This is a genomic window from Azorhizobium doebereinerae UFLA1-100 (genome assembly GCF_000473085.1).
Classification (GTDB): Bacteria; Pseudomonadota; Alphaproteobacteria; order Rhizobiales; family Xanthobacteraceae; genus Azorhizobium; species Azorhizobium doebereinerae.
In genome coordinates this window covers 60,654-75,562 of the sequence record NZ_AXBA01000028.1, presented here as the reverse complement: position 1 = coordinate 75,562, position 14,909 = coordinate 60,654, and the positions used below count along the sequence as shown (strand labels likewise).

The following is a 14,909-nucleotide window of genomic DNA, read 5'->3' as shown; positions in this document are numbered from 1 at the left end:
CTTGCGCCCCTGAGGCGCTTGAGCCGGCACGCGCGCCCTTCCGGGTGCGTGCCGGTGTCTGGTTTCCGGCGACGCATGCGCCTTTCGGCCCATTTTTTGCATGCTGCATTGCGTCGGGCCTTTGGACCCATTACAACCCATGGCAGGGGGCTGCACACCGGAGCCCGGGATGAACGTCCTGTCCATGTTCGGCAAAAACACCACACGCGCGCACGCCACTCCCGCCGGGCCCAGCAGCCAGGCGGACTATGATGACGCGGACGAGCAGTGGGACGAGGGCGGGGACTATGACCCCGAGACCGGCGAAGGTTCGCTGGCGGCGTTCGGCCTGGCCAAATCCTACGGCGGGCGCAAGGTCGTCCGGGATGTGAGCGTGGACGTGCGGCGCGGCGAGGCGGTCGGCCTGCTCGGCCCGAACGGCGCCGGCAAGACCACCGTCTTCTACATGATCACCGGCCTGGTGAAGGCCGACCAGGGCCGCATCGAGCTCGACGGCCATGACGTCACGCCCATGCCCATGTACCGGCGGGCGCGGCTCGGCATCGGCTACCTGCCGCAGGAAGCCTCGATCTTCCGCGGCCTGTCGGTGGAGGACAATATCGGCGCGGTGCTGGAGATCACCGAGCCGAACAAGCGCCGGCGGGCCGAGGAACTCGACGCGCTGCTTGAGGAATTCAAGATCACCCACGTGCGCAAGTCGCCCTCCATCGCCTTGTCGGGCGGCGAGCGGCGGCGCGTGGAAATCGCCCGCGCGCTGGCCAGCCGGCCGGCCTTCATGCTGCTGGACGAGCCGTTCGCGGGCATCGATCCGATCGCCGTGGGCGACATCCAGTCCCTGGTCCGCCACCTCACCACGCGTGGCATCGGCGTTCTGATCACCGACCATAACGTGCGTGAGACGCTGGGGCTGATCGACCGGGCCTACATCATTCATTCCGGCACCGTGCTGATGGAGGGCGATCCGGAATCCATCGTCGCGAGCCCCGACGTGCGGCGGCTCTATCTCGGCGAAGAGTTCAGGCTGTGACAGGCGCCCGGCACCTTCCGTCCTTCACGGCGGTTCGGGGCCAGCGCAGGGGAGGGCTTGCGTCATGGCGATGAGCCCCAAGATGGAATTCCGCCAGAGCCAGTCTCTGGTGATGACGCCGCAGCTGATGCAGGCCATCAAGCTGCTGCAGCTCTCGAACCTCGAGCTCGTCGCCTATGTGGAGGCGGAGTTGGAGCGCAATCCGCTGCTGGAGCGCGCCAGCGAGCCGGACAGCGCCGAGCACGATCTGCCCAATCCCAATGAGGACCCCCCGCCGCCGCCCGACAGCGGCGCTTTGGTCAGCGGCGACTGGATGGAGGCGGACCTCGCGCCCACCCGCGAGGCCATAGAGACCCGCCTCGATACCGATCTCGGCAACGTCTTTCCCGACGAAGGCACCGGCGAGCGCTCCGTCGCCGCGGGGGCGGGTGGCGGCTCCTCGGTGGAATGGGGCAGCGGCGGCGGTGGCGACCGCGGCGAGGATTACAATCCGGAGGCCTTCCTGGCCGCCGAGATCACGCTTGCCGATCATCTGGAGGCTCAGCTCGCCGTGGCAGAGCCCGACCCGGCGCGACGGCTCATCGGGCTCAACCTCATCGGCCTCATCGACGAGACCGGCTATTTCTCCGGCGATCTCGATGCGGTCGCCGCCCAGCTCGGGGCCACCCGTGAGCAGGTGGAGGACGTGCTGCGGGTCATCCAGACCTTCGAGCCCTCCGGCGTCGGCGCACGGTCCCTGTCCGAATGCCTCGCCCTGCAACTGCGCGACCGCGATCGCTGCGACCCGGCCATGCAGGCGCTGCTCGACAATCTCGAACTGCTGGCCCGCCACGACCGCAATGCCTTGCGCCGCGTCTGCGGGGTGGATGCGGAAGACCTGGCCGACATGATCGCCGAGATCCGGCGCCTCGATCCCAAGCCCGGCCTCGCCTATGGCAGCGGCGTGGTGCATCCGCTGGTGCCGGACGTATTCGTGCGCGCCGCCTCCGACGGCTCCTGGATCGTGGAACTGAATTCCGAGACGCTGCCGCGCGTGCTGGTCAACCAGACCTATCACGCCACGGTGGCCAAGGCGGCGCGCTCGGCGGAGGAGAAGACCTTCCTTGCCGACTGCATGCAGTCCGCCTCCTGGCTCACCCGCTCGCTCGACCAGCGCGCCCGGACCATCCTGAAGGTGGCGAGCGAGATTGTGCGCCAGCAGGATGCCTTCCTGGTGCATGGCGTGCGGCACCTGCGGCCGCTGAACCTGCGCACGGTGGCGGACGCCATCGGCATGCACGAATCCACCGTCTCCCGCGTCACTTCCAACAAATACATCTCTACCCCGCGCGGCGTGCTGGAGCTGAAGTTCTTCTTCTCCTCCTCCATCGCCTCCTCCGGCGGCGGCGAGGCCCATGCGGCCGAGGCGGTGCGCCACCGCATCAAGAGCCTCATCGAGGCGGAGACGGCGGATGACGTGCTCTCCGACGATACCCTGGTGCAGAAGCTGAAGGAGGACGGTGTGGACATCGCCCGCCGCACCGTCGCCAAGTACCGGGAGAGCATGAACATTCCTTCCTCGGTCCAGCGCCGCCGCGAGAAGCAGGCCGCGCGCGGGGACGCTGCCGCCCAGGCCGGCTGAGGCCGCGCTCCGCGGTCGCCCCAGGCTGGACAAGCGCGCCGCGCCCTGGTGAGCTTGCGGGCAAAGCCGGCGGCGGTTGAACGTGCGGAAGGGAGGACATGCTTCAGGCCTGGGTCGTCGTCATCCTGGCGTTCGCCTACATCGGCAGCCTGTTTGCCGTGGCGAGCTTCGGCGATCGTTTGCGTCCCGGCCGGGCCCTGTCCGCCTCGCGGCCGTTCATCTATTCGCTGTCGCTCGCGGTGTACTGCACCTCATGGACCTTCTACGGCTCCGTGGGCCTTGCCACCGCCCAGGGCTATGATTTCCTCACCATCTATGTCGGGCCGGTCATCGTCATCGCGCTCGGCACCCCAGTGCTGCTGCGGGTGGTGCGCCTTGCCAAGGCGCACAACATCACCTCCATCGCCGACTTCATCGCCGCCCGCTACGGCAAGCACCAGGGCATCGCGGCGCTGGTGGCGCTCGTCGCCGTGCTCGGCTCCATCCCCTACATCTCGCTGCAGCTGAAGGCGGTTTCCGCCTCGCTGATCGCGGTCCTCGGGCATCTGGCGGGCGGGCCGGCGCAAGTGCCGGTGGGGGGCGATCTCGCGCTGTTCGTCGCCTTCACCATGGCGGTGTTCGCCATCCTGTTCGGCACCCGCCACACCGACGCCACCGAGCACCAGAACGGCCTGATGCTGGCGGTGGCGACCGAATCGCTGGTCAAGCTGGTGGCCTTCCTGGCGGTGGGCGGCTTCGTCACCTTCGTGATCTTCGACGGGCCGAGCCAGCTCTGGCAGGCGGCGCAGGAGAGCGGCGCCACCGTCCCGTTCGAGCACGGCATCTCGCTGGAGAACTGGGTCACCATGACCGTGCTCTCCGCCGGCGCCTTCGTGCTGCTGCCCCGGCAGTTCCACGTGGCGGTGGTGGAGAATAAGAGCGAGGCGGAGATCCGCCGCGCCCGCTGGCTGTTCCCGCTCTATCTCGTGCTCATCAACCTGTTCGTCGTGCCGCTGGCCCTCGCCGGCATGACGCTGTTTCCGCTCTCCACCGTCGACAGCGACGTTTATGTGCTCGCCGTGCCTCTGGCCGCCGGCTACGAGGGCTTCGCGCTGTTCGCCTTCATCGGCGGCCTGTCGGCGGCCACCGCCATGGTGATCGTCGAATCGGTGGCGCTGGCCATCATGATCTCCAACGATCTGGTGGTGCCAATCCTGCTGCGCCGCCGCGCCCGGCGGACCGGCGACGGGGGCGCCGCGCCGCCGGACATGTCCGAGACGCTGCTGCTGGTGCGCCGCGCGGCGATCTTCTCCATCATGTTCCTCGCCTATCTCTACTATCGCACCACCGGCGAGGTGCAGCTGGCGCAGATCGGCCTGCTGTCGTTCGCGGCCATCGCGCAGGTAGGCCCCGCCTTCGCCGCCGGCCTGCTGTGGCAGCGGGCCACGGCGCGGGGGGCGATCACCGGCATCCTGGTGGGCGTCCTGGTCTGGGCCTACACGCTGCTGCTGCCGAGCCTCTCGGAGGCGGGGCTCATCTCCCGCGACCTGCTGCTGGCCGGCCCCCTTGGCTTTGGCTGGCTGCGGCCGACGGCGCTGTTCGGCCTGGATGCGACGCCGCTCGCCCATGGCGTGGCCTGGAGCCTCGGGCTCAACACGCTGAGCCTGCTGGTGGTGTCCTTCCTCACCCGGCAGAGCGACATCGAGCGGGTGCAGGCGGGCCTGTTCGTGGCCGACGACAAGGCGATCGCCCGCCCGGCGTTCCGGCGCTGGCGCTCGGCGGTGAGCACCGAGGAACTGATCGTCACCGTCGCCCGCTATCTCGGCGAGGACCGCACCCGCTCGGCCTTCGCCACTTTCGCCCGGGAGCAGGGCGTGCGGCTCGATCCGCTGCGCGAGGCGGATGCCCATCTGGTGCGCTTCGCCGAGCACCTGCTGGCCTCGGCCATCGGGGCTGCCTCGTCCCGCCTCGTGCTGTCCCTGCTGCTGCGCAAGCGCACGGTGTCGACCAAGGCGGCGCTGCAACTGCTGGACGATGCCTCCGCCGCCATCCAGTACAATCGCGAACTGCTGCAGAACGCCATCGATCATGTGGGCCAGGGCATCGCGGTGTTCGATCGCGAGGCGCGGCTGGTGTGCTGGAACCGCAGCTTCGGCGCCATGCTGGACCTGCCGCCCGAATGCTACGCCATCGGCATTCCGCTGGCCGACATCCTCGCCCACGCTCCGCCTGACGGCGGTGACGCGGCCGGCCCGGAGGCGCGCCTCTCCGGCTATGCGGCGGCCAGCGGCGCGGTGCTGGAGCGCCTGACCCAGCGGGGCGCGGTCATCGAGGTGCGCTCTGACCCCATGCCGGATGGCGGCACGGTGGTCACCTACACTGACATCACCGCCTCGGTGGAGGCGGAAACCGCGCTGGAGCGGGCCAACGAGACGCTGGAACGCCGCGTGCGCGAGCGCACCGAGGAACTGGAGCGCCTGAACCGGGCGCTGGAGAAGGCGCGCGCGGAAGCGGAGGAGGCCAACCTCTCCAAGACCCGCTTCCTGGCCGCCGCGAGCCACGACATCCTCCAGCCGCTCAATGCCGCCCGGCTGTATGTCACCAGTCTGGTGGAGCGGGCGCGGGGGGCGGATGCGGAGCGGCTGGCCGGCAATATCGACGCCTCGCTGGAGGCGGTGGAGGAAATCCTCGTCGCCTTGCTCGACATCTCGCGCCTCGACAGCGGCGTGCTGCGGCCCGAAGTGTCGCCCTTCCGCCTGGACGAGGTGCTGAAGCAGCTGGAGCTGGAATTCGCGCCGCTGGCCCAGGAGAAGAAGCTCGACCTGACCTTCGTGCCCTGCTCGCTGACCGTGCGCTCCGACCGGCGGCTGCTCCGCCGGCTGCTGCAGAACCTCATTTCCAACGCGGTGAAATACACCCCGCGCGGCCGCGTGCTGGTGGGCTGCCGGCGGCGCCGGGGCAAGGTGGTGGTGGAGATCATCGATACCGGCGTCGGCATCCCCCGTTCCAAGCACAAGGTGGTGTTCCAGGAGTTCCAGCGGCTGGACCAGGGCGCCCGCGAGGCCCGCGGCCTCGGCCTCGGCCTGTCCATCGTGGAGCGCATCGCCCGGGTGCTGGAGCATCCGGTAACGCTGCGCTCGGCCTCCGGGCGCGGCTCGGCCTTCTCGGTCGAGCTGCCGGTGGCCGTGCCGCTGCCGCTGGAGCAGGTGTCGCTCGCCCCGCCGCCGCGTGCCGTCGCGCCGCTGGTGGGGCTGACCGTACTCGCCATCGACAACGAGCCGGCCATCCTGGACGGCATGGAGATGCTGCTCTCCGGCTGGGGCTGCCGGGTGATCAAGGCCGCCGACGTGCCGAGCGCGCTGGAGGCGGTGCTGGCGGCCAAGGTGCAGCCGGATTTCGTGCTGGTGGATTATCACCTCGACGTGGGCAACGGCATCGAGGCGGTGATGGCGCTGCGCTGGAAGCTCGGCAAGCTGCCCGCCGCGCTGATCACCGCCGACCGTACCCGCAAGGTGCGCGAGGCGGCCCGCGCCGCCGAGATGGCGGTGCTGCACAAGCCGCTGAAGCCGGCCGCGCTGCGCGCCTTGCTGGCGCAGTCCCGCCTCGCCCACAGCGCCGCGGAATAGGCCATCCCGACTGCGGATGGCCCCGGGTGTGTCCCGCAATCCACACCCTTTTACGGCCTTTGGATGATCCTTCTTCGCCCCAGTCCTCGCCGCATTCACGCCCCGTTCGGCTGTTTTCTTTAGACCTGTGCCGGGGACGAGAGGCCTGATGATCTCTCGCTGCCGCCGGTGCCAAGAAGATTTCAGGCTATCGACCTGCCTTAAGACTTCGTTAACCTTGCGGGGATGCCATGACGTTCACGATTCAGGTTCCCGTCTTCCCGATGCGGAAGGAAATCGACGCCCGCAAGGCGCGCAAGACCTCGTCTTTCCTGTCTTCCATCCCCGGCTTCTCGCGCCATGACCGCAGGCGGTCTCGCGACGCCGAGGGCTTCGTGGAGATGGAGATGCTGCCGCTCGACGAGCTGGAGGGAGTCCGCCGTCCCACCCCCAAGCCCGGGAAGGGCCGCACCAGTTCCTGACACACGCTGTCATGCGCCGCGTGTCGGAGACCGGATGTCGCGGCGCGGGCGCACGATTTGCCTGCGCCTTGCCTTGACTCGTCGCCCCTGCTCCTGAACATTTTCACAACCTGAAGTGGTGTGCGCGCGGCCGGGGGGCGAACGCGGCGCACGTGGCCGGGCGGATCTGCTCGCCGTCTCAGCGCTCGTTCCCGCACGAGGCCATGGATGAGCGCCGATGCAACGCCGGGTGCCATCGCGCCCCGCCCGCCCTTCATCCGGCGCGGCCCGTGGCATGCGCTCGGCACCCAGCTGCTCTGTCTCGCGGGCGTCTTCGCCATCCTTCCGTTTGTCATCGTCGCGGTCCTCATGGCCGTCCATCTCGCCATGGGCGGCATCATCTCGCCGGACCCGACGGACATGTGGGAGGTGCGGCTGTGGAGCTTCGTCCTGCTGCTCGCAGTCCTGCCCGTCTGTCTGATGCTCCTCAGTGGGTTTTTCGGCCGCATCGTGGGGAGTGGAGACGTGTGGCAGGGCATCGGCGATGGCCCGATCCTGCGCCCGCTGGCGGTCATCGCCCTGTCGGCCGCAGCCATGGCGGTGGCGGACGCCTTGGATCAGGGCGACGTGTCCCTGCCGCTCGATATCCTGCGGCAGGTGCGCCTGGCGGCTGAGTTCGGCCAGTGGTACTGGCGCGGAGCCGAACTCCTGCTGCTTCTGGCAATCGTGGTCTTCGGGCCGATGGCCGAGGAAATGTTCTGCCGCGGCTGGATCTGGGTGGAACTGCGTCGGTCCTGGTCGGTGCCGGCGGTGATGCTGGCGACCGCCGTGCCGTTCCTGGTCCTGCACGGGCCGTTGAGTTCGCACGCCGTGCTCGGCACCCTGCCTATCGCGGTCGCGCTCACGCTGGTGCGCCATGTGGGCGGCAGCGTGCGGGCGCCGATCCTGTGCCATATGGCTTACAACGCGGGGGCATGCGCCACCGAGTTCCTGCCATAGGGCATTGCGACGCTTGGCGTCTTTCGCCCCGATCCGGTAAGGTCGCGCCGAAACGATCCGCCGGGACCCCTCATGCAACGCTCCGAAGCCGACGCGGCCGATACCCATTTCGGCTACCGCACCGTCCCCCTGGACGAGAAGCAGACGCTGGTGGACGACGTCTTCCACAAGGTCGCCAAGCGCTACGACATCATGAACGACCTCATGTCCGGCGGCATGCACCGGGCGTGGAAGAGCATCCTGATCTCCCGCCTGCGCCCGCCGCAGGGCGACCGGCCGTTCAAATTGCTGGATCTTGCCGGCGGCACCGGGGATGTGGCGTTCCGCGCCGTGACCGCCGGGGGCAGCGGCACCAAGGCGGTGGTGGCGGACATCAACACCGAGATGCTGGCGGTCGGGCGTGCCCGGGCGGCCAAGCGCGGGCTTGAGGCCAAAGTGGAATTCACCGAGGCCAATGCCGAGGAACTGCCCTTCCCCGACGCCAGCTTCGATGCCGTGACCATCGCCTTCGGCATCCGCAACGTGCCGCGCATTCCCCGCGCTTTGGAGGAGATGCGACGCGTGCTCAAGCCCGGCGGACAGGCGCTGGTGCTGGAATTCTCCAAGGTCGACGTGCCGCTATTGGACAAAGTGTATGAATACTACTCATTCCGCATAATTCCCCGTTTGGGACACCGTGTGGCAGGGGACGCGGAACCCTATCAATATCTTGTGGAATCCATCCGCCGCTTCCCCGCGCCCGATGTCTTCGCACACATGATGCGCGCGGCCGGCTTCGCGCGGGTGACGGCGACCCCGCTGACCGGCGGCGTCGTGGCGCTGCATTCCGGATACCGCATCTGATGGCCGTCATCGCCTCGCGTGGCCGGCGAGCTGGGATACAAGCGTGATTCTCGTCCTCATCGATGCCGGCCGCCTGGCGCGCGCCGGCTATGTGCTCGCCCGCGAGGGGGTGCTCAGCCTCGTCAGCCCCGCCACCGTGCCGCCTCTGGCGCGGCCGGCGCTCAGGATCGCGCGCCTGATCGCCCGGCCCGACGCCGGCACGCGGGCGGCCCGGCTCTCCGCCGCGCTCAGCCGGCTCGGGCCCTCCTATGTGAAGCTCGGCCAGTTCCTCGCCACCCGCCCGGACGTGGTGGGGGCGGCGGTGGCGCGTGACCTGGAGGTGCTGCAGGACCGCATGCCGGCATTCGGCCAGGAGGTGGCGGAGGCGACCGTCGTCGATGCCTTCGACCGGCCGCTGAACGCGGTCTATGCCAGCTTCGGACCGGCGGTGGCCGCCGCCTCCATCGCCGAGGTGCATCAGGCTGAGGCCGACGACCCGGACGGCATCCGCCGCACCGTGGCGGTGAAGATCCTGCGCCCCGGCATCGCCCGGCGCTTCGGCGCCGACATCAACACCTTCCGCCGGGTGGCGGCGTTCGCCGAGCAGGTCTCGGCCGAGGCGCGGCGCCTGCGCCTCACCACGGTGGTGGACACGCTCGGCCGCTCGGTCTCCATGGAGATGGACCTGCGCCTGGAGGCCGCCGCCTATGCGGAGCTGGCCGAGAATGTGAAGGACGATCCCGACGTCCACGTGCCGGCGGTGGACTGGGACCGCTCCGCCCGCGAGGTGCTGACCACGCAGTGGATCGACGGCATCAAATTGTCCGACCGGGCGGCGCTGGAGGCGGCGGGGCACGACCTGCCGAACCTCGCCCGCATCGTCATGCAGTCCTTCCTGCGCCAGGCCATGCGCGACGGCTTCTTCCACGCCGACATGCACCCCGGCAACCTGTTCGTGGACGCGGACGGCCGCCTGGTGGTGGTGGATTGCGGCATCATGGGCCGCCTGGGGCTGAAGGAGCGGCGCTTCCTGGCCGAGATCCTCTACGGCTTCATCACCCGCAACTGGCGGCGCACGGCGGAGGTGCATTTCGAGGCCGGCTACGTGCCCATGCACCATTCGGTGGACGATTTCGCCTTGGCCATCCGCGCCATCGGCGAGCCGATCCATTCACGCAGCGCCGAGCAGATCTCCATGGCGCGGCTGCTGTCGCTGCTGCTGGAGGTGACCGCGCTGTTCGACATGACCACCCGGCCGGAACTGCTGCTGCTGCAGAAGACCATGGTGGTGGTGGAGGGGGTCGCGCGCGGGCTCGACCCGCAGCTGAACATGTGGACCACCGCCGCCCCGGTGGTGGAGGACTGGATCGCCCAGAACCTCGGCCCCGTGGGCCGCCTGCAGCAGGCGGGCTCGGGGATCGGCGAGATCGGCCGCTTCGTGTTCGACGCCCCGGCGCTGCTGACCCGCGCCGGCCGCGTCATCTCCCAACTGGACGAGGCCACCCGCGACGGCCTGCACCTGTCACGCGAGACGCTGGACGGCATCGGCGCAGCCGAAGCCCGCCGCGCCTTCTGGGGTAATGCGGCGCTATGGGTGATCGCGCTGGCGCTGGTGGTGCTGGCGTTGCGGTGAGGGGGGAGCGGCTGCATCGCCAAGGGCCGGGAACGCGGTCGCTAGCAGCGTATAGGTGACAAACGCTCCGTGTTGCTCTGGATTTAGGCGATCGGTTCAACGAGGAGGCCAGCTTGTCACCTCATGCTCGCCGGCTGCGATCCAATGACCAACATAGTCATCGATGCCGGCGGGAGCTTCAGGAGGACATCGTTTATCCGCTGCGGCGATCGCATCGGAAACGAGCTTCGCTACCATGGTTGCATCATTTTCCCACCACGGTTCAATATTCATCGCCAGTTGTTCTTCAAATTCATCCAGATTTTCTGCATTTGTGAATAGGATTTTTCCAAGTTGAGCCAATGCGCGATCGGCTGTTGCAAGGATGAACCGTTTATCGGGGTAATCCGTTGATTTGACCCGCCGCACGAAGTCACTGAGATGGGTGATGTCCCAGGCGGCGTTGCGGACGCCCGCGATTGCCCGAGTGCGGTCTGGGGACTTCAGTTGTTTCAGCATCCCAGCGCGGGATGCCCGAGGGGATAGGAACATCGCTGCGAAGATCGCGGCGGGCCCGGCTACGATGAAATCGGACACCATCCAGTTGAGCAGCATCGCCGCGCGCTCAAGGGGTGTTTGAGCGCCAAGCTCAAGTGCGGCAACGCGAAGCGCAACCGCATAGTTGCAGCGCCAACGATGTAGAGGGGCAGCGAGATCAAGATTGTTCGGCGAGCCCAGCTCGATCTTTGGCAGTTGATTGGTGCGGCCGAGTGCAAGCTGGATCCAGGCTTCCGCCTGCCCATGATTCGCAGCGTGGAACCACCGGAGCTCCGCGTTGGCGATTGCGTTCCCCTCATGATGTGCGAGTTCGTGGAAGGCAATTGAAGGCTCGACATCGAAGTTCATCGCCTGCGAGAGTGCCATCAGATCGATCGCAATCTGGGTTGGACCATCAACAGGGTGGGTGACCCCGTCCCTCGCCGCCCGCGCCATACGCGATACAACGTTGCGGTCGGGCAAGACGACGATCGTCGTCCGTTCGACATGTCGGGCGTAGAGCAGGGCTTCAAGCGAAGTGATGCCCGCCGTAGGCGGGTTGAAGCCGGGGACAAGCGCTTGCGATTCGTTAAGACGGGCGCCGATCATTTTCACGTCTTCAATCGGGAAACGGGGATCGAGCGCGATCACTATGCCGGCTTCTTCTTCGAACCTTGTCGCTTTCTGATTCACGACCGACCTCCTAGCAAATTTAAGAGCCTATCTGAGAATAAACAGGAGCTTGCCCGTTCGTCATTGTCGGGCTTGCCTCGGTCGTCGGCGCTCAATGGTTGAGAGCTAATTTCTTACGAAAGAACAAGCAATTCTGCTCAGGTGCCGGGCACAAAGACGGGCATGATGGGGCATTCATCGACGCGGCATCGTTGAATTGCCAAACGGCCCCTCAGAAACCCGCCTCTTTGAGGTGCCGGATCGCCAGGATCGTCACCCGGCCCGCGTCCAGCCGGTAGCGTGCCAGATAGCCGCTGTCGCCGAATTCGATCAGCCAGTCGCGATACTGTTCGGGCAGGTCGTCCACAGGCCGCCCGAGGCGGGGATGGCTGGCAAGGAGGCGCAGGCCGCCGAGGATGGCGGCGCCGGCCCGGCGCGCCGCGTCGGGGTTCTTCGTCGCCAGAAAGGCGCGCAGGCGCTGCAAATCCCGGATCGCCGCCGGAGCATAGACTATTTGCGGCATAGGGGGGCGGGCTGCTCATCCTCCGTGCCCCAGCTCGACAGCCAGCGTTCAACGTCCTCGGCGCTCGCGTGCAGGCCGCTGGCCTGGACGTCCTCCCAAGCCTTCAGTGTGTCCTGACGCAGGGCCTCGCGCTTTTCTTCCCGCTCCACATACTGCGCGATGGCCTCGCGCATGATCCAGTGGGGCGTGCGCCGGCGCGCAACTGCTAGATCGCGCACCCGGTCTTTCAGGGTCTCGTCGAGCTTGATGGAGGTGGCGCTCGCCATCTTCGCCTCGTCGTCAAAGGTAATACCTCACGCTACCTTGGGCGAGAGACGCGCGCCTGTCCAGTTTTCCCGTCTCCCGTGGCGCTCCGAGCCGCGCCATTTGGCGGTATTCTGCTAGCAGCGGGAAAACACCCGCATGGCGGCCTTCCGGGATTCTGTGACGGATAGCTGTCCCGAAGGCGGGCCTGGGGTGTCTGTGGCCTTTGTCGCGGGATGACGCGGAACACCTGCTGCACGAGCTTTGCCCATATGCAGCCGCGCGCTGAAATGTCTCGTCTTCAGAACGGGGGCGGGGGCTACTCGTGACGCCCCACAACTCCAAGGCATATCGGAAAGCCCCGGCCGCCGCCGGGTTTCGGCGGAGGCCGGGTGGTGTGGGGCGCTCAGGCCGGCAAGGTCCGGCCCGCGCGATCAGGCCAAATCGAAGCGGTCGAGAGTCATCACCTTGGTCCAGGCGGCCACGAAGTCCGTCACGAACTTCTCCTTGGCGTCGGACGAGGCGTAGACCTCGGCCAAGGCGCGCAGCACCGAGTTGGAGCCGAACACCAGGTCGACCCGGGTGCCGGTCCACTTGAGCGCGCCGGTCTTGCGGTCACGGCCTTCGTACAGGCTCTTGCGGTCGCCCACCGCCGTCCACTGCGTGCCCATGTCGAGCAGGTTGACGAAGAAGTCGGTCGTCAGCGCGCCCGGCCGCTCGGTGAGGACGCCGTGGCGGGTGCCGTCGACGTTGATGTTGATCGCCCGCAGGCCGCCGATCAGCACGGTCAGCTCCGGCGCGGTCAGCGTCAGCAGCTGCGCCCGGTCGATCAGCACCGCTTCCGCCGGGACCCCGAGGCGCGGGTTCTGGTAGTTGCGGAAGCCGTCGGCCGCCGGCTCCATCACCTCGAAGGCGGCGATGTCGGTCTGGGCCTGCGACGCGTCGGTGCGGCCCGGCGCGAACGGCACCGTGACGGCGTGGCCCGCCGCCTTCGCCGCCTGCTCGACGCCGGCATTGCCCGCGATCACGATCAGGTCGGCCAGCGAGACCTTCTTGCCGCCGGTGGCGGCCTGGTTGAAGGCGAACTGCACGCCTTCCAGCGCCTTGATCACCTTGGCCAGTTGCTCGGGCTGGTTGACGGCCCAGTCCTTCTGCGGGGCGAGGCGCACCCGCGCGCCGTTGGCGCCGCCGCGCTTGTCGCCGCCGCGGAAGGTGGCGGCGGAGGCCCAGGCGGTGGCCACCAGCTCGGACACCGAGAGGCCGGTCTCCAGCACCTTCGCCTTGAGCACGGCGACGTCCGCGTCATCGATCAGGGGATGATCCACGGCCGGCACGTTGTCCTGCCAGACCAGCTCTTCCTTCGGCACTTCCGGGCCGAGGTAGCGCGAGCGGGGCCCGAGGTCGCGGTGGGTCAGCTTGAACCAGGCGCGGGCGAAGGCCTCGGCGAAGGCCTGCGGGTTCGCCAGGAAGCGGCGCGAGATCTTCTCGTAGACCGGGTCGAAGCGCAGCGCCAGATCGGTGGTCAGCATGGTCGGGCGGTGCTTCTTGCCCGGCACATGGGCGTCGGGGATGACGTCGCCGGCATCCTTGGCCACCCACTGGTGCGCGCCGGCCGGGGACTTTTCCAGCTCCCACTCGAACTTGAACAGGTTCTCGAAGAAGAAGTTGCTCCACTGCGCCGGGGTCTGGGTCCAGGTGACCTCAAGGCCGCTGGTGATGGTGTCGCCGCCCTTGCCGGTGCCGAAGCTGCTGCGCCAGCCGAGGCCCTGCGCCTCCAGATCGTCGCCCTCCGGGTCGGGGCCGACATTGTCGGCCGGGCCGGCGCCGTGGGTCTTGCCGAAGGTGTGGCCGCCGGCGATCAGGGCGACCGTCTCCTCGTCATTCATCGCCATGCGGGCGAAGGTGTCGCGGACGTCGAAGGCGGCGAGCAGCGGGTCCGGATTGCCGTCGGGGCCTTCCGGATTGACGTAGATGAGGCCCATCTGCACGGCGGCGAGCGGGTTCTCCAGGTTGCGCGCATGCACCTTGCCGTCGGCGTCGTCGTCGGCCGGGAGCACGGCTTCGTCGGCCGGCTTCGTCACGCCCTCGGAGCCGTGGGCATAGCGCAGGTCGCCGCCCAGCCAGGTGGTCTCGCGGCCCCAGTAGACGTCCTGGTCGGGCTCCCAGGTATCGGCGCGGCCGCCGGCGAAGCCGAAGGTGCGGAAGCCCATGGTCTCCAGCGCCACGTTGCCGGTGAGGATCATCAGGTCGGCCCAGGAGATGGCCTGGCCGTACTTCTGCTTGATCGGCCACAGCAGGCGGCGGGCCTTGTCGAGGCTGACATTGTCCGGCCAGCTGTTGAGCGGGGCGAAGCGCTGCTGGCCGCGGCCGCCGCCGCCGCGCCCGTCGGCGAGGCGATAGGTGCCCGCGCTGTGCCAGGCCATGCGGATGAACAGCGGGCCGTAATGGCCGAAGTCGGCCGGCCACCAGTCCTGCGAATCCGTCATCAGATGGCGGAGGTCCGCCTTGACCGCCTCATAGTCGAGGCTGCCGAAGGCGGCGCGATAGTCGAAGGCCGGATCCAGCGGATCGGACTTGGCGGAATGCTGGCTCAGCAGGTCCACGCGCAGCTGGTTCGGCCACCAGTCGCGATTCTGGGTGCCGCTGCTCCCGTGGGCCACCGGGCATTTTCCGGTGCCCGCGTCAGTCGTCGCGTTCATGCGTCCCTCCGATCCGGGCGGGGCGGTCGAGACACTCGACCGGCTCCCGCACTACCGAGGGCTCTTAGCAAATCTCCTTCATTAGATTAATTCCGATTTACTGATCGGC

At 68.1% G+C, this 14,909-nt stretch carries 11 protein-coding genes; 7 read left to right on the top strand and 4 right to left on the bottom strand.

What is annotated here, in order from left to right; translation table 11 throughout:
• Positions 1–169 precede the first annotated feature (169 nt).
• From lptB to ubiB, 7 genes are all read left to right on the top strand, one after another.
• On the top strand, positions 170–1,027 hold the full coding sequence (gene lptB, locus YU1_RS30190; protein WP_156922261.1) for an LPS export ABC transporter ATP-binding protein: 858 nt from the start codon (positions 170–172) through the stop codon (positions 1,025–1,027).
• A gap of 64 nt (positions 1,028–1,091) precedes the next feature.
• Complete coding sequence (gene rpoN / locus YU1_RS0118980; RefSeq protein ID WP_029005433.1) at positions 1,092–2,648, top strand: RNA polymerase factor sigma-54; 1,557 nt, start codon at positions 1,092–1,094, stop codon at positions 2,646–2,648.
• Positions 2,649–2,746: 98 nt separating this feature from the next.
• Entirely contained in the window at positions 2,747–6,253 is a 3,507-nt protein-coding gene (locus YU1_RS0118975; RefSeq protein WP_029005432.1) for a PAS domain-containing hybrid sensor histidine kinase/response regulator, read from the top strand.
• Positions 6,254–6,483: 230 nt separating this feature from the next.
• Positions 6,484–6,714 (top strand): hypothetical protein, encoded by a 231-nt coding sequence (locus tag YU1_RS0118970; RefSeq protein ID WP_029005431.1) that lies wholly within the window; start codon positions 6,484–6,486, stop codon positions 6,712–6,714.
• A gap of 207 nt (positions 6,715–6,921) precedes the next feature.
• Positions 6,922–7,692, top strand: a complete 771-nt coding sequence (locus tag YU1_RS0118965) for a CPBP family intramembrane glutamic endopeptidase (RefSeq protein WP_029005430.1) — start codon at positions 6,922–6,924, stop codon at positions 7,690–7,692.
• A gap of 72 nt (positions 7,693–7,764) precedes the next feature.
• Positions 7,765–8,535, top strand: coding sequence for a bifunctional demethylmenaquinone methyltransferase/2-methoxy-6-polyprenyl-1,4-benzoquinol methylase UbiE (gene ubiE, locus YU1_RS0118960; protein WP_029005429.1), 771 nt, complete (start codon positions 7,765–7,767; stop codon positions 8,533–8,535).
• A gap of 43 nt (positions 8,536–8,578) precedes the next feature.
• Positions 8,579–10,147 carry a 2-polyprenylphenol 6-hydroxylase gene (ubiB, locus tag YU1_RS0118955; protein WP_029005428.1) on the top strand — a complete coding sequence of 523 codons (1,569 nt, stop codon included), beginning with the start codon at positions 8,579–8,581 and terminating at the stop codon, positions 10,145–10,147.
• Between the two features lie 96 nt (positions 10,148–10,243).
• On the opposite strand, the gene YU1_RS33575 is transcribed toward ubiB, so the two are convergent.
• The 4 genes from YU1_RS33575 to katG all read right to left on the bottom strand — a co-directional run bounded on the left by YU1_RS33575 (position 10,244) and on the right by katG (position 14,800).
• Positions 10,244–11,356 carry a hypothetical protein gene (locus tag YU1_RS33575; protein WP_156922259.1) on the bottom strand — a complete coding sequence of 371 codons (1,113 nt, stop codon included), beginning with the start codon at positions 11,354–11,356 and terminating at the stop codon, positions 10,244–10,246.
• A 211-nt stretch (positions 11,357–11,567) separates the two neighbouring features.
• Complete coding sequence (locus tag YU1_RS0118945) at positions 11,568–11,819, bottom strand: type II toxin-antitoxin system RelE/ParE family toxin (RefSeq protein WP_425339166.1); 252 nt, start codon at positions 11,817–11,819, stop codon at positions 11,568–11,570.
• Positions 11,820–11,845: 26 nt separating this feature from the next.
• The gene (locus YU1_RS0118940; RefSeq protein ID WP_029005425.1) at positions 11,846–12,124 is read right to left on the bottom strand and encodes a CopG family ribbon-helix-helix protein; all 279 of its coding nucleotides are present in this window, start codon (positions 12,122–12,124) and stop codon (positions 11,846–11,848) included.
• Between the two features lie 411 nt (positions 12,125–12,535).
• Positions 12,536–14,800, bottom strand: coding sequence for a catalase/peroxidase HPI (gene katG / locus YU1_RS0118935; RefSeq protein WP_029005424.1), 2,265 nt, complete (start codon positions 14,798–14,800; stop codon positions 12,536–12,538).
• Positions 14,801–14,909 lie beyond the last annotated feature (109 nt).